The organism is Desulfosarcina ovata subsp. ovata (assembly GCF_009689005.1).
Classification (GTDB): domain Bacteria; phylum Desulfobacterota; class Desulfobacteria; order Desulfobacterales; family Desulfosarcinaceae; genus Desulfosarcina; species Desulfosarcina ovata.
Genome location: NZ_AP021879.1, coordinates 4,016,603 through 4,034,999, shown reverse-complemented (window position 1 = coordinate 4,034,999; position 18,397 = coordinate 4,016,603). Strand labels below are relative to the sequence as shown.

Below are 18,397 nucleotides of genomic sequence, written 5' to 3'. Positions count from 1 at the left end.
GGGCAGCGCCCCAAGGCCGTTCTGCAGCCCTCCTATTTCTAATCCGAAGTCACTTGAAGCACAACGATAAGTTGCAAACCAGGGGCATGGGCGAATCCGGGCGTGGATCAATGGCTGGGAGCAGCGTCAGGTCTAAGGCGGAATGGGAAAAGCGGGACTGAAGGCCGGCAGCGGATACCGACCCTCAGTCCCTGGAATGGTTTAGCGGTTGGCCTTGCGATAGCCCAGCTGATCCTGTCCGATAATTGACTTGCAGATATTGGCCGAGCCTTCCACCATGTAGTAGGTGGGGGCATCCCGGTAAATGCGGGCGATCGGATACTCGGTGGAGTAACCGTAGGCACCCAAAATGCGCATGGCATAGTTGGAACACTTGTTGACCGTTTCACCGACGAAGTATTTGGCTTTGGCCACATCCAGGCCGTTGTTGATCTTGCCGTTGTCTTTCTCCACGGCGGCACGGTAAACCAGATACCGGGCGCAGTCGATCTCCGTGGCCATCTGGGCGACCATGTCCTGGTTCATCTGGAACGTTCCAATGGGCTTGCCGAACTGCTTGCGATCGTTGCAGTATTTGGTAACCTCATCCAGGCAGGCCTGGGCCACGCCAACGCCACCGGCGGCGGCCGACAGGCGGGTCTGGTTCAGGGAGCCGAAGACGATCTTGGCGCCGTCGCCGGGTTTGCCCAGAATGTTCTCCTTGGGCACCTTGGTGCCGTCCAGGAACACCTCGCCTGTGGGTGAGCTCCAGGAGCCCAGTTTGTCCAGCGCGGTGGTTTTGACGCCGTTGTGGTTCTTGGGCTCGATGACAAAGGCCGACAGCCCCTTGGAACCGGCATCGGGATCGGTATAGGCGTAGTAGATCAACACGTCGGCCACCTGGGCGTTGGAGATCCAGGTCTTGTTGCCGTTGAGCAGCCAGTGGTCGCCCTTGTCTTCCGCCGTGCTGGACATGGCCATGACGTCCGAACCGGCATCCGGTTCGGTGATGCCGAACCCGCCGATCAACTCACCCGAGCACAGCCCCTCGATGTATTTCTTCTTCACTTCCTCGGTGCCGTACCGGAAGATGGTGAAGGCGCACCCCAATACCTGCATGTTCACCTGCACGCGCAGCGAGCTGCACACCCGGGCGAGTTCTTCGGTGACGATCATGGCGGCCAGAAAGCCCATGTCCTCTCCGCCGTACTCTTCGGGAATCACGGTGCCCCAGAATCCCAACTCGCCCATGGGCTTCATGACTTCTTCGTAAGGGAAGTAATGGTTCTTGTCCCACTCTTCCACATTGGGGGCGATTTGCTTCTTACAGAAATCGCGGACGGCCTTTTGCAGCATCTGATGTTCTTTACTCAGCTTAAAATCCATAAATCCTCCTTTGTTGGGTTGATGACTTTATTCGCTGACACGGTCGACCAAGTCCAGAGCCGTTTCCAGAATCGCTTTCTTGAAGCGGATTTCCAGAGCAGCCTTGAGCATCTCCATCGAAATGACCCGCTTTCGCTTGGCCACCAGCGCCAGGCTGGCCAGGGCCCAGTCCTGGGTCTTGATCTTCTTGGCCTTGAAATCGATCTCCTGTACGGTTGCCGAGGTTTCGGGCAGGTTGACGCCGGCGGCCTTGAGGATCAGGGTCTCTGCCCCCAGGCCGGCCAGCAGTTGCCTGCGCCGGCCGACGCCCTCATCGGCCAGGGCGATCACCACGGCGGGCCGATCGATACCGGTGTAATCCACCGGCTCTGACGCGAGCACCATTTCACTGACGCTGTGGCCGCGCAGCACGGTGATGGGGTAGTCGTTTTTCAGGGTGGCGTGCATGCCGCCGGTCATGCCGGCCAGGCAGACAATCTCACCGGCGGTGACGATGCGCTGGCCGGCGCTGCCGAGGATGAGCACCTCCTGGCGACCGCTGCCCGGCGGTGTGAAGCGGGCCGCGACCCCGGCCGGCCCGGCGCATGGGGCCATCTGTTCGGTGATCTCGCGATAGGCGCGGCTGTACTCCGGACGCTGGTTGGCCGCCACCGGCCCGCAAAACGGCACCAATCCTTTCAGCCCGGCGTCGATCGCCTTGGGGGTCAGCTTGTTGCGTTTGGTATAACGGCCCGGACACATTCCCCACATGTCAATCAGAGAAAAGCCTTCATAGCGAATCGCCGCGGCCATCTCATCCACCAGGTCCGGCGCATAGGAAGACGTACGGGTCACATAGGGAGCGCCGGCGGCAGCAGCCACTTGGCAGATGTCCACCGGCCTTTCCAGGCGGTTGAGGAACCCGGAACCCACCACGGCATTCTGGGGGGTGGTGGACGAGCACTGCCCGCCGGTCATGCCGTAGTTGAAGTTGTTGAGCACCAGCAAGGTCAGATCGATATTGCGGCGGCAGGTGGAGAGCACATGGGCACCGCCGATGCCCAGTCCGCCGTCTCCCATGGTGACGATCACCGTCAGGTCCGGACGGGCCATCTTCAGACCCGTGGCATAGGTCAGGGCCCGGCCGTGCAGACCGTGAAAGGCATGGGTGTTGAAAAAGGTGTCGAAGAGCCCCGAGCACCCGATGTCGCTGACAATGGCCACCTGGTTGCCGTCAAGACCGATCTGCTGCAGGGCCTTGTCCAGGGCGCCGGTAATCCGCTCGTGGCTGCATCCGGGACAGAACACCGGGGGGCGGCCGGTGTTGATCAGGCTGCGCATTCAGATTACCTCCCTGATCTGTTCCGGTTTGATCAGGTTACCGTTCATCTGGCCGAAAAAGTCGATTGTTTTGCCGGGCAAAAGGCGCTGGATTTCGCGTACGTACTGGCCGGTATTCATTTCAACAACCACGATTCGCCGGTAAGGAGCGGCCGTGTCGACAATCAACCGCTCGGGCACCGGCCACAGGGTTTTCGGCGTCAGCAGGGAGACCGGCTTGCCGGCCGCCCGGGATGTGGTCACCGCCACCCGGGAAGCCCGGGCGGTCACCCCGTAGGCCACCAGCAGGGTGTCGGCCCGGGTGTCGAGGTCCTGTTCGAAAAAGGTGAATTCGTCCACATGCGCCGTCAGTTTCTTCTGCAGGCGCACCTGAAAGGCGTTGATTTCATCGGGATCCACGGTGATGTAGCCATTGGCCCCGTGGGTGGAAGAGGTCTGCCGCACCAGAACCTCGTCACCAATGGGCAGAAAATCCGGCGCGCTGTCGTCGCCGGTGGTGGCAAAGGGTAAAAACGGCTTGCTGCGGTCGGCCGTCTTGCGGTCGACAATCTTTGGCAGATCGACGGCGTCCAGGTCCACGCTTTCCCGGGTCATGGCGATCTCCTTGTTGGAGGCCACGAACACCGGGCAACGGTACTGCTCGGCCAAGTTGAAGGCGTGCACGGTCAAGCGGTAGCAGTCCGCCGCGTCCACCGGCGCCAGCACAATGACCGGCAAGCCGGAACTGGAGCCCCAGCGCATGAACTGGACATCGCCGTCGGCCCCTTTGGTGGCCGATCCCGTGGATGGGCCCAGCCGCTGGACATTGACAATCACCAAGGGAATCTCGCTGCCGATGGCAAAGGAAATCTGTTCGCTGTAAAGGCTGATTCCCGGCCCCGACGTGGCGGTCAGGACCTTGTTGCCTGCCATGGATGCGCCCAGGCAATAGCCGATGGACGCGATTTCGTCCTCACCCTGCAGGCAAACGCCGCCCTCCGGTGGCAGGTACTTGAGCATGGCGTTGTATATGGTGGTGGCCGGCGTGATGGGATAACCGGCAAAAAAGCGGCAACCAGCGGCCATGGCACCCAAAGCAACCGCATCGTTGCCTTCGATGAAACTCAACGGCATGGGGACCCCTCCATGATTATATAATCACAAATTTGATCAAATTTACGATCAAACAAAGCACCCATAGCGAACCCCCATGGCAGTGTCAATGCTTTTTCGCAGGTGGTTATCCATCGGCAGGCCGATGAAGCCAGTTCAATGGAGAGAGTAGCGGAAGGGCCGATTCTCGAAATTGCGCAGAATCCAGTGGTCGGCATGTTGAGCGACGACGTATTCCGGCGTCAAGGGCACTTTTCCACCGCCACCGGGCAGATCGATCATGTAGTGGGGCACGCCCATCCCGGAAATCCGGCCGCGCAGGTGCTGTATGATGGCAAGCCCCTTCTCCAACGGTACCCGGAAATGGGCGGTTCCGCACACGCGGTCCAGCTGGTGCAGGTAGTAAGGCCGCACACGCAGGGTCAGGAGTGTCTCCATCAGTTGATGCATAACGGCGGCATCGTCGTTGACCCCCTTGAGCAGCACGGTCTGGCTGCCCAGCGGAATGCCGGCATCGGCCAGGCGGGCGCAGGCATCACGGGAGCGGTCGGTGATCTCGAGCGGATGGTTGAAGTGAATGTTGAAATAGAGCGGCTGAACGTCACGCAGCAGGCGAACCAGGTCATCGGTGACCCGTTGGGGTAAGGTGCAGGGCATGCGCGAATGGATGCGCAGCAGGCGCACATGGCCGATGGCGCGCAGTTGTTCCAGCAACCGGGCCAGATCCGTATCGGCCAGCATCAGCGGGTCACCGCCGGAAAGCACCACTTCATGGACCGCCGGCGTGCGGCGAATGTAATCGATGGCGGCAGCCCGGCGGTCTTTTGCGGCCATCGTCCCCACCCGGCGTTTGCGCATGCAAAAGCGGCAGAACATGGCGCACTGCTCGCTGGCCAGCAGCACCACCCGGTCAGGGTAGCGGTGAATCAGACCCGGCACCGGGGAACACGCCTCTTCGCAGAGGGGATCGGCACTGCCGACCGCATCGGCCAGCTCGGCGGCATCGGGAACGGCCTGGCGCCAGATGGGATCGCCGGGCTCACGAATCAGGGAGAGATAGTAGGGGTTGATCCGCATGGGAAAAGTGCGGATCACCGCTGCCAGCGGCTCGGGCGATAAATCGAAACGCCCGGCCAGTGCTTCGGCGGTGGTGACGCTTTCGGCCAACAAGGCTTTCCAGCGGGGTGTCGACGAGGATTGTGATTCGGTCATGGATCGCTCGGAAATCCCGGGCGATGCGGTCAAAAGGTCGAGATCAAGGCTTGCGCCTCCGTGAGGAGTGAGGCGTACATCAGTACGCCGCAGCGACGATCGGGGGCGCGTAACGCGGATGTCGGCCTTTTGACCGCATCGTCACACGTTAAAGCGGAAGTTGATGATATCACCGTCCACCACTTTGTAAGTCTTGCCCTCCAGGCGCACGGTACCCTTCTTGCGCGCCTCGGCATAGCTGCCCGCATCCATGAGATCGTCGTAGGCCAGCACTTCGGCGCGGATGAACCCCTTTTTGATATCCGAGTGGATCACCTCGGCGGCGTCCACGGCATCGGTGTCGCGGGCGATGGTCCAGGCCCGCACCTCGTCCTCGCCCACGGTGAAAAACGAGATCAACCCCATCAGCTCATAGGATTGCCGAACCACCCGGTCGGTAGCCGAAGCGGTGATGTTGAATTCGGCCAGGAACTCTTTGGCCTCTTCCTCGGACATCTGGGCCAGTTCCTGCTCCAGCTTGGCACGGATCACCATGCACTCCTCCCCTTCGGGCAGCGCGTCGGCACCGGGCAGGGCATCGTCCTCGTCATCGTTGTTAAGCAGGATCAGCATGGGTTTGGCCGAGAGGAAGGCAAACCCGCGCAACAGCTTGGCCGCGACGATATCGGGAAACCGGCGCAGGGGGACTTCCTGGTCCAGGGCCTCCTTGCAACGGCCAAGCAGGGCGATTTCCTCGGGACTGGGCTTCTTTCCGCGGCGCTCGTCCAGGGCCAGGCGCTCGAGACGTTTTTCCACCACCACCAGGTCGGAGATGATCAGTTCCTGATCTATGGCAATCACATCGTCCCTGGGCGCGGGGGCCGACAGGCCGTAACCACTGAAGTTGCGCACCGTATGGATCAGAGCGTCGCAGTCACGCACCTGGGTCCAGATGCTCTGGTCCTTCTTGGCCGCGCCGTGATCCGCCTTGCCGGGCAGAAAATACTCAACCTGGGTAAAAATGGTTTTGCGCGGCTTGTACATGTCGCTCAACAGGTCGACCCGTGGGTCCGGCACGGTGATGGTGCCGATGCGGCTCTCCTGGCGGTTGCCGTCACCGCCCACGCTATGGGTCAGGGCCTCGAAAACGGTGGCTTTGCCCGACTGGGGAAGCCCGATGATGCCGAGTCTCATGTTGGTTCGATCCTTTTATTATCGGTAATGGTAGGGGCGAAAAATTTTGCGAATCCGTTAAATTTTGATCTGGCCTTTGCACATCCGCCCCGATCCGTCAAGGTCTCTGTTTCATCCCAGCCAGGGCAATCGCATTTGGATTGATTTTTGTTTTTTCGCGGGCATGGCCCGCTCCTATGCGTGCCAATAGTTTGGTTCTACATCGTTTTCTGTAGGAGCTGGCCATGCCTGCGACCAGATTTTTCTAATCCGGGCTCTAAATGCGATCACCCTGTTCATCCCACCCAGGCCAGCCACTGCGGATCCACCTTTTCGGCCAGCCAAAACAGCAGCATCCCCACGACGACCGTCCCGCCCAATGACCGCGTCCACCAGGCAAAGGCAAACGTCGGCAGGGCCACCCACAACTCCGGCCGCAGAAGATCAAGCCTCCCCGTATCCCCGCCGATGATCAGAGCCGGCAGCAGCAACGCGCTGAGAATGGCTGCCGGTATCAGTTCCAGCCACTGAACGAACCATTCCGGCAGAGATTGCCGGGAAAGATAGTGCAGCGGGAGCCAGCGGGGCAGATAGGTCACCAGGCCCATGCCAACAAGCAGCAGCAGATAGTCAGCCATTTTTCGGATTGCTCCCCGGTCTGCTGCGCTGGATGATAACCCCGGTGGTGGCGGCGATGATGGAAGCGATGACGATATAGCTGTTTCCCGGAATCACCAGGGCCAGCCCCACGGCACTCAAGCCGGCAATCAAGGCCGTCAACAGGTGAATCCGCTTTCTGAGCTGGAAGACCAGAAGGCAGATGAACATGGCGATCAGGGCGTAATCGATGCCCAGCGCCCCTTCCGGAATGAAGCGGCCGCCGATACCGCCGGTCACGGTGCTGAAAAACCAGACCAGGTTGGCCGCATGGTTGACGACCATGGCCCGGGGCAGGTTCCAGGTATGGGCATGGAACCGCGGCAAGTTGACGGCAAAACTCTCGTCCGTCACCCCATAGGCAAAAAGCGCAAGCACGCCCCGGTGGGCGGCCCGCAAATAGACGGCCAAGGCGGAGCTCATCAACACATGCCGCAAATTGACCACAAAGGTCGTGGTAATGATCGCCGGCGCCGAAGCCCCGGCGGCCAGCATGGCAACGGCGATGAACTGTGCGCTGCCGGCAAAGACGAGAATGGACATCAGACCGATCTGGATGGCGCTGAGCCCCGCCTTCTGGGCCAGGACCCCGAAGGCCATGCCGATGGGCAGGTACCCCAGACAGATGGGCCAGCCGGCGTTCAGGCCGTCTTTAATTACCGTTGACCGCGAGGCGGATGAAATGGACGTCATGCTTCAATTCCCGTATCGTCAAATTGGCCGTTTATGGATGGCCGCGAACCTGCTATTACCTACTCTCATGGACGCCCCTTTTTCCGCCATCCCCTGGAACACCCCGTCCCTGTGGCAGGACGCCAACACCGGCCTGGCGATCACGATCCAGCGCCACCCGACGGCCATGACCGAGCTTTGCCTGCTGGCCAGCCGCATGCACCAGCGGCTGGAATCCCTCTTTCCCATGATGGACGCCTTGTGCTGCCGGACCTGTCCGACATGCACGGACAGCTGCTGCCAGCGCGCCTGGGTATGGGCCGATTTCAGGGACCTGCTCTTTTATCACCTGGCCGATATCACGCCTCCCGAACAGCAACTGCTGGGCCGTCGGGGCGAGCGCTGCCGCTATGGAACCCCCCACGGCTGCCGGTTGGATCGCATCCGGCGGCCCTTTGTGTGTACATGGTACGTCTGTCCGGCCCAGACCGCCATCCTGCGTACGCATCCGGCCGAAGCACGGCGGTTGAAAAAGGCCCTGCAACAGATCCAACAGGCCCGCCGCCAGTTGGAAAACCGGTTTGTCGAAACGGTTTTCGGTTCACCTCACGCCAGAACGGGCGCCGGCCCGCCGGTCAGGGGGTGATCTCTTCCTTGAGCATGCAGCAGGCAATTTTATAGGCCGGCACGCCATTTCCGGACGCAGCCAGGTTACGGGGCTGGACGATGCGGTTCATCACGCACCCTTCGGGGATGGTCAGGGGGAAAAGATCGGTCTCGTTGATCCGCGGGGTGGCCACCAGCCGGTCCTCGCGAATCTCGAAGCTGTGCAGGGGATAATCCTCGCACAGCGGGCAGCGATAAACCCGGCCATTGGGGAAAATAAAATAGTTGTCGGCCACCTGCCCCGCGCACTCGAACGTCTCGCCGGCATCGAGAAATACCTTGGGAAAAGTGGTCGGGATTCCCCGGCGGGCGGCATCCTCGGCCACCCGAGGCACCACCTGCAGCCAGGTCTTCCGGTCCACCTGGGCCAGGGTTTCCCGACGGGCGGCATCTTCGGTCCACTGGCCGCGAACGCCGATCACCTGGATGAAAAAACGATCCACGCCCCATTTTTCCAGCAGCGCCGGCATCCGGTGAAGATGGTCGACGTTGGCCTGGCTGACCGTATAAATCAGGCTGACCGAAAACCCGCGTGCCTTGGCTTCCGGAATACCGGCCGTGCAGGCGACGAAGCAGCCGTCACCGCGCAACGGGTCGTTGACCGCCGGCGTGGGGCCGTCCAAACTGAAACTGAAAAAGTCCACCTCATGCGGCGTCACCCGATCCAGGATATCATGAAACAGGTAGCCGTTGGTGTCGATGGTCACCGAGCCGTATCCTAGGCGTACCGCCCGTTTGACCGCCGTGGCCAGATCGGGATGCAGGGTGGGTTCGCCGCCCAGCAGGATCAGGTTGGCGGCCGGATGTCGCCGGGCAAAGATCTCCAGCCAGCAATCGATGGTATCGATGCCCAGGGTTTCGGTGCCGTGCTGATCGGGATTGATGTAACAGTGGCGGCAGCGCAGATTACAGCGGGTGAGGAGGTGAAAAAAGACATTGGCCGAATCCCGCGAAAAGGAAACCGTTCGTCGCATCAGACCATTTTCATGAGGTTATCGATATCCGCGTCAAGGTTGGCTTCCGATCCGGACGCATCCCCGCCCAAACGACGGATCTCTTTTTTGGCCCGGATCAGTTCCTCATTGGTCAGGCGCAGCCGGTTGGTCATGTATTCGGCAAAAATTCGATAGAGCAGCAAAAGGAAGTCCAGGCGCTCGTCTTTGTGATCCGATGACGTCAGCCGGCTACCCGCCGACGTGTCCACGGCCAGACAGATGGTTTTTCCCACGGCGACCACCGTGGCGCTGCGGCTCTGATCGTCGATGACGCGCATCTCACCGAAAATTTCCCCCTTTTTGCCAATCACGCCGATATCTTCGCCTTCCTTGGTGATGCGGATCTTTCCGGAAAGCAAAAAGTAGAGCCAGGGATCCATGTCGCCCTCCTGGATGATCGTCTCCCCATCCTCGTACTGGCGGATTTTGCTCAGCCGCAGCAACTTGCCCAGATTGCGCGTCTCAAAGTGCTTCAGGGCCGAGATGGACATCAGGCGCTGGATATTCTCAATATTTTCCTTCAGATATTTGGACTCGATCATACAATCCCCCAGGGCAGTATCAATGACCGGACAGCGTGGTGTTGTGGACGTATTTTAGTGCGCCGGGCCGGTAAAGGCAAGTCTGATTGTGGTTAGGCGATTTCTGTCCGCCAATCGCCTTATCGGACCTCCATGCAATGCTTGGAAAGATTTTCGTCAAAGTGAACCGGATAGCAGCCGTCGAAACAGGCCTTACAGAAATGGTCGGCCGGATTGTCGATACCGGTGGATTCGAGCAGGCCGTCCAGGCTCAAGTAGGCCAGGGAGTCCAGTCCCAGGTAACGCCCCAGTTCTTCCACGCTCATTTTTGCCGCAATCAGCTCTCCCTTAGTGGAAAAATCGATGCCGTAATGGCAGGGGAAACGGTGGGGCGGGCCGCTCACCCGCAGATGAACCCGTTTAACGCCCAGCTCACGCAGGGCCTTGACGCGGGTTTTGGCCGTGGTGCCCCGGATGATCGAATCCTCGATAATGATGATGTCCTTGCCCTTGAGCAGTTCCTTTATGGGGTTGAGCTTCACCCGCACCCCGAAATCACGCATGCTCTGGGTTGGCTGGATAAAGGTGCGGCCCACGTAGTGGTTGCGGATCATGCCGGTTTCAAAGGGGATCCCGGACGCCTCGGAGTACCCCAGGCCCGCATAAACACCGGAATCGGGAAAGGGCATCACCAGGTCCGCGCCCACCGGGGCCTCCTCGGCCAGGCGCCGGCCATGGGCCTTGCGGGTCAGGTAGACGTTGTGCCCGAAAAAGGTACTGTCCGGACGGGCAAAATAGATGAACTCGAAAATACAGAACGAACGCTGTTTGGGAGTACTGGTGCGAATGCTCTTCACCCCGTCCTTGCTGATGATGACAATCTCGCCGGGCTCCAGTTCGCGCACGAATTCCGCCTGCACCAGATCCAGGGCGCAGGTCTCCGAGGCCAGAATCCAGGAGCCGTTGAGTTTGCCCAGGCAGAGGGGGCGGAACCCATGGGGATCCTTGATGCCGATCATTTCACCGCGGCTGGTGAGCACGACCATGGAAAAGGCCCCCTTCATACGCGCCACCGTGGCCTTCAGGGCCTCTTCGAACCCCAGGCTGAGGCTACGCACGAAAAGGTGCAGAAACACCTCGCTGTCCATGGTGGTCTGGAAGATCGACCCCGCCTCTTCCAGCTCCGCCTTGATGGTGTGGGCATTGACCAGGTTGCCGTTGTGGGCCACGGCATAGGCCCGGTTGCGGTGGCGCACCACCAGCGGCTGGGCGTTGGCCACAATGGAACTGCCGGTGGTGGAGTAGCGCACATGCCCGATGGCCGTCGGACCGTTCAGGCCGTCCAGGACATCCATGTCGAAGACATCGGGAACCAGGCCCATGCCCTTGTACTCATCAATGGCTCCGTTGTCGGTAACGGCAATCCCGGCGCTCTCCTGGCCACGGTGCTGGAGGGCGTAAATGCCGAAATAGCAGAGCTTGGCCGCATCCGGATGGCCAAAGGCGCCAAAAAGCCCGCAGGCCTCGCGGGGCTTGTCCTCGTCCATGGGTTGCGGGTCGATCACTCCTGTTGGTTTCATGGTCATCTGCCTTGAAAGTAATGGTTGAGCCGGGACATTTCGTCCCTTACGCATGGTAATCCTGAACCGGTTTGACCGAAAAGGGTTTTTCCCGCAGTGCCGCTACGCCGTGGCACATGGCCATGGCGCCGGCCGTGGTGGTGGCATAGGGCACCTTGAATTTGAGTGCCGCCCGGCGGATCGTGTACCCGTCCTTGCGCGAGTCGTTGCCGGTGCCGGTGTTGATGATCAGCTGGATCCGGCCGTTCTTGATGGCATCGGCGACATGGGGCTGCCCCTGGGAGACCTTATTGATCCGTTCGGCCGGGATGCCGCTGGACGAAAGGTGTGACCAGGTGCCGTCGGTGGCCAGGATGGCAAAACCCATGTCGGCGAACTGCCGGGCCACGGGCAGTGCGGCCGCTTTGTCCTCATCGCCCACACTGATGAAGACCGTCCCCTCCAGCGGCAGGCGCTGGCCGGCCCCCAGCTGGGCCTTGGCGTAAGCCAGGCCGAAATCGGTGCCGATACCCATCACCTCGCCGGTGGATTTCATTTCCGGGCCCAAAAGGGTGTCCACATCCGGGAACCGGTCGAAGGGCAACACCGCCTCCTTGACGGACAGATGCCCGGGAACGACCTCCTCGGTCAGCCCGAGTTCGGCCAGGGTCTTGCCCAGCATGATCTTGGTGGCCAGTTTGGCCAGGGGCACGCCGGTGGCCTTGCTCACAAAGGGCACCGTCCGCGAGGCGCGCGGATTGACTTCGATCACGTAAAGCTGGTCGTCCTTAATGGCGTACTGGACGTTCATCAGGCCCACGACCTTGAGTTCCGCTGCCATGGCCTTGGTGGCGGCACTGATCTGCTCGATCATCGGACGCTCGATGCTGTACGGGGGTAAAACGCAGGCCGAGTCACCGCTGTGCACACCGGCCGCCTCGATGTGCTGCATGATGCCGCCGATGATGGTCACGGTCCCGTCGCTGATGGCATCCACATCCACCTCGATGGCCGCTTCCAAAAATTTGTCGATGAGCACCGGGTGTCCCGGGGAGGCCAGGATGGCCAGCCGCGTAAAATTCTCCATGTCCTTGGGGTCGTAAACGATTTTCATGGCCCGGCCCCCGAGCACGAAGGAGGGGCGCACGATCACCGGATAGCCGATGGTGTCGGCAATGGCCAATGCCTCGTCAATGGAGAGCGCCGTGCCGTTGGCCGGCTGCTTGAGATCGAGTTTCTGAAGCATGGCCTGGAACAGTTCCCGGTCCTCGGCCCGGTCGATGCTTTCCGGCTGGGTGCCCAGGATGGGGACGCCTTCCTGGAACAGGGGGGTGGAGAGGTTCAGGGGCGTCTGTCCGCCGAACTGAACGATGACGCCGTGGGGCTTCTCTTTTTCGACGATGTGCAGCACGTCCTCGCGGGTCAGCGGCTCGAAATAGAGCTTGTCCGAGGTATCATAGTCGGTGCTCACCGTTTCCGGGTTGCTGTTGACCATGATGCTCTCTACCCCCTCTTCCCTGAGAGCGAAGGAGGCGTGCACGCAACAATAGTCGAACTCGATGCCCTGGCCGATGCGGTTGGGTCCGCCCCCCAGGATCATCACCTTCTTGCGCTCGGAGACCCGCGCCTCGCACTCGGTCTCGTAGGTGGAATAGTAGTAGGGCGTGGCCGCGCGGAACTCGGCCGCACAGGTATCCACCAGTTTGTAGACCGGCCGGATGCCCATGGCCTTGCGCGCCTGTTCGACCGTCTTTTCTGTGCTGCCGGTCAGATGGGCCAGCTGGACATCGGAAAAGCCATATTCCTTGGCCCGTCGCAACTCGTCGGCGGAGAGCGCTGTGAAGGGGCCGCCCGGTGTGCACGGGTCCGCCGTGGCGCCGGCCCGGGCCAGGGTCTGCTCCATCTGAAAAATCTGGTTCAGCTGAAAAAGGAACCAGGGATCGATGGCGGTAATCTGATAGATCTCTTCGATGGCCATGCCCGCTTCGAGAGCATGGCGCAGGTAGAAGATACGCTGGGAATTGGGGATGGCCAGTTTCTGCTCGATCTCGTCCAGGGTCGGCGAGACCCCGTCCTCCTCCAGGCGGTCCTTGCCGTCGGCACCGAAACCGGAGCGGCCGATCTCCAGCGAGCGCAGCCCCTTCTGCAGAGCCTCCTTGAAAGTGCGGCCGATGGCCATGGTTTCGCCCACCGATTTCATCGACGTGGTGAGCAAATCCTGGGTTTCGGGAAATTTTTCAAAGGTCCAGCGCGGAATCTTGACCACGCAGTAGTCCAGGGTGGGTTCGAAGGAGGCCAGGGTTTCGCCGGTGATATCGTTGGCGATTTCGTCCAGGGTGTAGCCCACGGCCAGTTTGGCGGCGATTTTGGCGATGGGAAAACCGGTGGCCTTGGAGGCCAGGGCGCTGCTGCGGGAAACCCGCGGGTTCATCTCCACGACGATCAGGTCACCGTTTTTCGGATTGACGGCGAACTGCACATTGGATCCGCCGGTGTCCACGCCGATCTCGCGCATGATCGCCAGGGATGCGTCGCGCATCACCTGATATTCCCGGTCGGTCAGGGTCTGGGCCGGCGCCACGGTGATGGAGTCACCGGTATGCACCCCCATGGCATCGAAGTTTTCGATGGAGCAGATGATCACCACGTTGTCGGCGTGGTCGCGCATCACTTCCAGCTCGTACTCTTTCCAGCCCAGCACCGACTGTTCCAGCATGACCTGGTGGGTGAGGCTGGCGTCCAGACCCGATTTGGCGATGTTCTCCAAATCCTCCGGGTTGTAGGCCACGCCACCGCCGGTGCCCCCCAGGGTGTAACTGGGCCGGATGATCAGCGGAAATCCGATGGCCTCGGCAATGCGGCGGGCCTCTTCCATGGAGTTGGCGATGCCGCTTTCGGGAATCTTCAGGCCGATGCGATGCATGGCCTCCCGGAAACGATCCCGGGATTCGGCCTTTTCGATGGCATCCAGGGAGGCCCCGATCAGCTCGACGCCGAACTGTTCCAGCACGCCCTGCCGCGCCACCTCAACGGCCGTATTCAGTCCGGTCTGCCCGCCCAGGGTGGGCAACAGGGCGTCGGGACGCTCTTTTTCGATGATCTTGGCCACCGCCTCGGGGGTCACCGGTTCGATGTAGGTGCGGTCGGCGGTTTCCGGGTCGGTCATGATGGTGGCCGGGTTGGAATTGACCAGGACGACTTCAAAGCCCTCTTCTTTGAGGGCCTTGCACGCCTGGGTCCCGGAATAGTCAAACTCGCAGGCCTGTCCGATGATGATGGGGCCTGCGCCGATGATCAGGATTTTATGGATGTCCGTGCGTTTGGGCATGTCTCGATTATCAGCGTCGTCATGCGCAGCCAGTGGCGCGCGCTATGGGTTACCGGGCATAAATCCGGATCAGGCGATTTTCATCATGGCTCTAAACTGATCGAACAGGTAGGCCGCATCGTGCGGTCCCGGCGATGCTTCCGGATGGTACTGGACGGCAAACGCCGGCAGCCGGCGGTGCCGGATACCTTCCACGGTGTTGTCGTTCAGGTTGATGTGGGTGACCGCCACGATATCGTTCCCCAGGCTCTCCATATCCACGGCAAAACCATGATTCTGGGAAGTGATCTCCACCCGGCCGGTATCCAGGTTTTTCACCGGCTGGTTGGCACCACGATGGCCGAACTTGAGCTTGTACGTACGTCCGCCCAAAGCCAAGCCCAGAATCTGGTTACCCAGGCAGATACCGAAAATCGGCAGCCGGCCGAGCAGCTCCCGCGTGGTCTCGATTCCGTAGGTCACCGGCTCCGGATCGCCGGGACCGTTGGAGAGAAACAGACCGTCGGGCGCCATGGCCATGATGGATGCGGCATCGGTGGTGGCCGGCACCACCAGCACCTCGAACCCGGCCCGTTCCAGGCAACGGCCGATATTGTATTTGAGACCGAAATCGATGGCCACGACCGACGGACGAGCACCCCGGTGCCGCCAGACGCTGGCATCCAGCCGGGCGTCATCGTTCAGGGCCTCGGGCCTGCCGTCGGCCCAGCGGTAAGCCCGGCGGGTGCTGACATCCTTGGCCAGATCCATGCCCTCCATGCTGGGGATTTGATTGGCCCGGCGTTTCAGGGATTCGGGATCGAGATCCTGCGTGGAAATAATGGCCCGCATGGCCCCGCCGTTGCGGATATGACGGGTCAGGGCCCGGGTATCCAACCCTTCGACCCCCAGGATGCCTTGCCCTTTCAGGTAATCGGCCAGGCTTTGGGTGGATCTGAAATTGCTGGGAAACGGCTGATATTCCTTGACCAGAAACGCCGCCACCTGAATCCGGGCGGACTCCACATCGTCGGGATTGACGCCGTAGTTGCCCACCAGCGGATAGGTCATGGTCACCATCTGTCCGCTGTAGGAGGGATCGGTGAGCACCTCCTGGTAGCCGGTCATGCTGGTGTTGAAGACCACCTCTCCGCTGGCCTCTCCCGGTCCGGTAAAAGAGCGGCAGGGAAACGTGCGACCATCCTCGAGTGTTAATCGTGCTTCCATGGCTAACCGTCTTGTTGCGCCCGGCAGGTATGCCAAACGCTGAAAAAGTTCTGAGGTCAATTACCACATCTGCCCGTCAAATCAACCCCTTTAAAATTGCCGGCATGGGCCTGCCGTTTGTCGATCCGCAGGTGGCCGCCACTGCCGAAATACCGCATGGCTGCTCCGCCAAGTCAGAAATTGAGGCGCCGGTCGGTTGATGTCAAATTTAAAAATCCAAATATTCAACCGACGTTGCCGCAAAAAGGGCAGGCCCGTGGGCCTGCCCTTGACTTGAACGTTTGTTGATGCGCTGGTGGCCGATATCATCCCATGGGGGTGTTCTCCACCAGGTCCCAGATGCCGCAGGGGCAGGCACCGGCACAAAACCCGCACCCGATGCAGCGCTCGGGATTGACCACATATTCGAACTCAACCCCTTCGCCGGCCTTGCGGCTGATGGCCGCTTCCGGGCAGGTGGCCACGCAGATGCCGCAATCCCGGCAGGTACCGCAGCTGGAGCACTGGGAGCCACACTGGGCCATGTCTTCATACTCGATGATCCGCGGATCCAGGTATTCCAAGGAAATGCGCTTGATATCGATCACCGTCTTGCGGTCGGCACCGGGTCGTTTGCCGGCCAGGATCTCGGTGATGGTCTCGGCCGCCCGCCGGCCGGCGCCGATGGCATCGGTGAGCAGACCGGGCCGTACCACGTCGCCAATGGCGTATACCTTGGGGTTGGAAGTCTGATAGTCGTCATTGACCATCACATAGCCGCGCTCAGTGGCCACATCGTCAGGCAGAAAATCCAGATCCGGAGCATCACCGATGGAAATGATCACCGTATCGGCGGGAATCAGCTCGCCGCTCTCCAGTTCGACGCCCGCGTCGGTGATCTGGCGGGTAAACACCGGCCAGCGGAAGATGGCGCCGGCAGCCTCGGCATCCTCGCGCTCCTTGCCGAAACTGGCCGGTTCCTGGACGTCCAGCAGGGTGATCTCTTTGGCCCCCAGCCGGGATGCCTCGGTGGCCACGTCGCAGCCCACGTTACCGGCACCGATGATCACCACCCGCACGCCGGGTTTGGCCTGGTCCTGCTTGGCCTGCAGAAGGAAATCCGTGGCCGTGACCATGCGTTCCTTGCCGGGAATGGGCAGGGTCCGGGGTTTCTGGGCACCGGCGGCGACAACCACAAAGTCGTAATCGGCGACCAGCTGGGCGGTATCGGCCTGGGCCAGACGCTGTTGCAGGTGAACGTGGGGGATCACTTCAGCGGCCCGATCCAGTTCCTTCTGCACCACCTCGGCGGGAATCCGGGTATTGGGAATTACCGAGGCGATCTTGCCGCCAAGGGTCCCGGCGGTATCGAAAACCACCGCTTCATGGCCCTTGCGGCGCAGTTGCCAGGCCGTGGAAATACCGGCCGGTCCCCCGCCGATCACGGCGATGCGCTTACCGGAAAGCGGCGGCAGGTCCGGAACCTTGGCCTGGATGCTGGCGCGTCCCAGCTGGGAGACATCCACCGGGGTCATGAAGGCCGATCCCTTGGTACAGGCGGTCATGCAGGGATGGGGGCACAGGTAGCCGCACACGGATGCCGGAAAGGGAGTGAAGGCCAGGGCCAGGTCGACGGCCTCGTCCACACGGCCCTCACGGACCAGGCGCCAGCGCTCCTGAACGGGAATGCCCGACGGGCAGGTCGCCTCGCAGGGGGCCTTGAACTTGCGGTTTTCCCAGACCGGCACGAAACGGCGCAGCTCGCCGTGGGTGATCAGGGGGATCGGGCTGCGGTCGAGATCGGTCAGGTCACCGACCAGCCCACCCTTACCCAGGTGTTTGTCCCAGACGTTCTGGTGGAAATCGGCCATGGAGCGCCGCGGCGCCCCGATCTTCTCCTGGGGGGACCGCGCCCGGATCAGCTGCCACTCCTCACGCATGGTAAGGGTCTCGAGAAGTTCCACGCGGTCAATGGCGGTCAGGTAATCACGCAGGCCGTCGCTCAACCAGCGCCAGGTCTCATCATCAATGGGCACCATCTTGGCGTCGGCCTGGCTGAAGCCTTTGTGGGGGCCGCGGAAAAAGACCCGGCCGCCCACCATGCCCACCATGGGGCGGTAGCCGAGCACGTTTTCCGGATTCTGGGGCGCATGCCCGCAGATGACGGCCACGCCGCCGGCCATGAATTCGGCGAAATAGTCGCCGGCCGAACCCAGTATCCAAAGCTGGGGCGGATCGAAGCGGGGATTGAATTTGGTCATGGTCATGCCGCGGGCACCGATGCTGCCGGCGACATGCACCTTGCCCTGGGCCATGCCGTTGGCCACGCCGTTGGAGGCGTGACCGTGAACGGTAATCACCGCTCCGGCATTGAGCCAGCCCACATCATCCGATACGGGGCCAAGGACATCGATAAACGTTCCCGGATACCCGATGGAGCCGGTACGCTGACCGGCATGGCCGTCAATCCGGATATGGACCGTTTCGCCATTGGTTTTCCAAAGGCGACCGCCGATGCCGTGCTGACCGAAGGCCTGGATGGTCAGCTGGCGATGGCCGGCGTCTATGGCCCGTTGAATCTCTTCTTCGACAACCCGTGAGGACAAACGCTCGCCATCACGCATTCCCGTTATGGTATAAGGCAGTTTCTTTTCCGTCATCGCATCTTCTCCG

The 18,397-nt window shown here is 61.2% G+C and carries 15 protein-coding genes; 2 read left to right on the top strand and 13 right to left on the bottom strand.

Annotated features, from left to right (window positions below; all coding sequences use genetic code 11):
• Positions 1-201: 201 nt before the first annotated feature.
• From acd to GN112_RS17815, 7 genes are all read right to left on the bottom strand, one after another.
• On the bottom strand, positions 202-1,365 hold the full coding sequence (gene acd, locus GN112_RS17845; RefSeq protein WP_155311460.1) for a glutaryl-CoA dehydrogenase Acd: 1,164 nt from the start codon (positions 1,363-1,365) through the stop codon (positions 202-204).
• A gap of 27 nt (positions 1,366-1,392) precedes the next feature.
• A complete protein-coding gene (locus tag GN112_RS17840; RefSeq protein WP_155311459.1) occupies positions 1,393-2,685 on the bottom strand; it encodes a thiamine pyrophosphate-dependent enzyme in 1,293 nt (430 codons plus the stop codon).
• A complete protein-coding gene (locus GN112_RS17835) occupies positions 2,686-3,798 on the bottom strand; it encodes a pyruvate flavodoxin/ferredoxin oxidoreductase (protein ID WP_155311458.1) in 1,113 nt (370 codons plus the stop codon).
• Positions 3,799-3,933: 135 nt separating this feature from the next.
• Positions 3,934-4,989, bottom strand: a complete 1,056-nt coding sequence (locus GN112_RS17830; RefSeq protein WP_155311457.1) for a KamA family radical SAM protein — start codon at positions 4,987-4,989, stop codon at positions 3,934-3,936.
• Positions 4,990-5,130: 141 nt separating this feature from the next.
• A complete protein-coding gene (locus GN112_RS17825; protein ID WP_155311456.1) occupies positions 5,131-6,162 on the bottom strand; it encodes a DUF933 domain-containing protein in 1,032 nt (343 codons plus the stop codon).
• Positions 6,163-6,437: 275 nt separating this feature from the next.
• Positions 6,438-6,779 carry an AzlD domain-containing protein gene (locus GN112_RS17820; protein ID WP_155311455.1) on the bottom strand — a complete coding sequence of 114 codons (342 nt, stop codon included), beginning with the start codon at positions 6,777-6,779 and terminating at the stop codon, positions 6,438-6,440.
• Positions 6,772-7,491, bottom strand: a complete 720-nt coding sequence (locus GN112_RS17815; RefSeq protein ID WP_155311454.1) for an AzlC family ABC transporter permease — start codon at positions 7,489-7,491, stop codon at positions 6,772-6,774. The genes GN112_RS17820 and GN112_RS17815 overlap by 8 nt, the downstream gene beginning before the upstream one ends.
• Here GN112_RS17815 and GN112_RS17810 point away from each other — a divergent pair.
• On the top strand, positions 7,481-8,116 hold the full coding sequence (locus tag GN112_RS17810) for a hypothetical protein (protein ID WP_155311453.1): 636 nt from the start codon (positions 7,481-7,483) through the stop codon (positions 8,114-8,116). The genes GN112_RS17815 and GN112_RS17810 overlap by 11 nt on opposite strands.
• Here the strand turns inward: GN112_RS17810 and GN112_RS17805 are convergent.
• From GN112_RS17805 to carA, 5 genes are all read right to left on the bottom strand, one after another.
• Positions 8,106-9,110, bottom strand: a complete 1,005-nt coding sequence (locus GN112_RS17805) for a radical SAM protein (protein WP_155311452.1) — start codon at positions 9,108-9,110, stop codon at positions 8,106-8,108. The genes GN112_RS17810 and GN112_RS17805 overlap by 11 nt on opposite strands.
• On the bottom strand, positions 9,110-9,673 hold the full coding sequence (locus tag GN112_RS17800) for a cyclic nucleotide-binding domain-containing protein (RefSeq protein WP_155311451.1): 564 nt from the start codon (positions 9,671-9,673) through the stop codon (positions 9,110-9,112). Before GN112_RS17800 ends, GN112_RS17805 begins: the two co-directional genes overlap by 1 nt.
• Positions 9,674-9,792: 119 nt before the next feature.
• On the bottom strand, positions 9,793-11,232 hold the full coding sequence (gene purF, locus GN112_RS17795) for an amidophosphoribosyltransferase (RefSeq protein WP_231713887.1): 1,440 nt from the start codon (positions 11,230-11,232) through the stop codon (positions 9,793-9,795).
• Between the two features lie 46 nt (positions 11,233-11,278).
• On the bottom strand, positions 11,279-14,539 hold the full coding sequence (gene carB / locus GN112_RS17790) for a carbamoyl-phosphate synthase large subunit (RefSeq protein ID WP_155311450.1): 3,261 nt from the start codon (positions 14,537-14,539) through the stop codon (positions 11,279-11,281).
• A 69-nt stretch (positions 14,540-14,608) separates the two neighbouring features.
• Positions 14,609-15,745 (bottom strand): glutamine-hydrolyzing carbamoyl-phosphate synthase small subunit, encoded by a 1,137-nt coding sequence (gene carA, locus GN112_RS17785; RefSeq protein ID WP_155311449.1) that lies wholly within the window; start codon positions 15,743-15,745, stop codon positions 14,609-14,611.
• A gap of 29 nt (positions 15,746-15,774) precedes the next feature.
• On the opposite strand from carA, the gene GN112_RS17780 reads away from it, so the two are divergent.
• Positions 15,775-15,945: a hypothetical protein gene (locus GN112_RS17780; RefSeq protein WP_155311448.1), complete on the top strand. Its 171-nt coding sequence runs from the start codon at positions 15,775-15,777 to the stop codon at positions 15,943-15,945.
• Positions 15,946-16,050: 105 nt separating this feature from the next.
• Here the strand turns inward: GN112_RS17780 and GN112_RS17775 are convergent, their stop codons facing one another.
• Entirely contained in the window at positions 16,051-18,384 is a 2,334-nt protein-coding gene (locus tag GN112_RS17775; protein WP_155311447.1) for an FAD-dependent oxidoreductase, read from the bottom strand.
• Positions 18,385-18,397 lie beyond the last annotated feature (13 nt).

Excerpts from the sequence above, each read along its gene's own strand:
- acd (WP_155311460.1), bottom strand. The coding sequence starts at position 1,365 with ATGGATTTTAAGCTGAGTAAAGAACATCAGATGCTGCAAAAGGCCGTC.
- GN112_RS17840 (WP_155311459.1), bottom strand. The coding sequence starts at position 2,685 with ATGCGCAGCCTGATCAACACCGGCCGCCCCCCGGTGTTCTGTCCCGGA.
- GN112_RS17835 (WP_155311458.1), bottom strand. The coding sequence starts at position 3,798 with ATGCCGTTGAGTTTCATCGAAGGCAACGATGCGGTTGCTTTGGGTGCC.
- GN112_RS17830 (WP_155311457.1), bottom strand. The coding sequence starts at position 4,989 with ATGACCGAATCACAATCCTCGTCGACACCCCGCTGGAAAGCCTTGTTG.
- GN112_RS17825 (WP_155311456.1), bottom strand. The coding sequence starts at position 6,162 with ATGAGACTCGGCATCATCGGGCTTCCCCAGTCGGGCAAAGCCACCGTT.
- GN112_RS17820 (WP_155311455.1), bottom strand. The coding sequence starts at position 6,779 with ATGGCTGACTATCTGCTGCTGCTTGTTGGCATGGGCCTGGTGACCTAT.
- GN112_RS17810 (WP_155311453.1), top strand. The coding sequence starts at position 7,481 with ATGGACGTCATGCTTCAATTCCCGTATCGTCAAATTGGCCGTTTATGG.
- GN112_RS17815 (WP_155311454.1), bottom strand. The coding sequence starts at position 7,491 with ATGACGTCCATTTCATCCGCCTCGCGGTCAACGGTAATTAAAGACGGC.
- GN112_RS17805 (WP_155311452.1), bottom strand. The coding sequence starts at position 9,110 with ATGCGACGAACGGTTTCCTTTTCGCGGGATTCGGCCAATGTCTTTTTT.
- GN112_RS17800 (WP_155311451.1), bottom strand. The coding sequence starts at position 9,673 with ATGATCGAGTCCAAATATCTGAAGGAAAATATTGAGAATATCCAGCGC.
- purF (WP_231713887.1), bottom strand. The coding sequence starts at position 11,232 with ATGAAACCAACAGGAGTGATCGACCCGCAACCCATGGACGAGGACAAG.
- carB (WP_155311450.1), bottom strand. The coding sequence starts at position 14,539 with ATGCCCAAACGCACGGACATCCATAAAATCCTGATCATCGGCGCAGGC.
- carA (WP_155311449.1), bottom strand. The coding sequence starts at position 15,745 with ATGGAAGCACGATTAACACTCGAGGATGGTCGCACGTTTCCCTGCCGC.
- GN112_RS17780 (WP_155311448.1), top strand. The coding sequence starts at position 15,775 with ATGCCAAACGCTGAAAAAGTTCTGAGGTCAATTACCACATCTGCCCGT.
- GN112_RS17775 (WP_155311447.1), bottom strand. The coding sequence starts at position 18,384 with ATGACGGAAAAGAAACTGCCTTATACCATAACGGGAATGCGTGATGGC.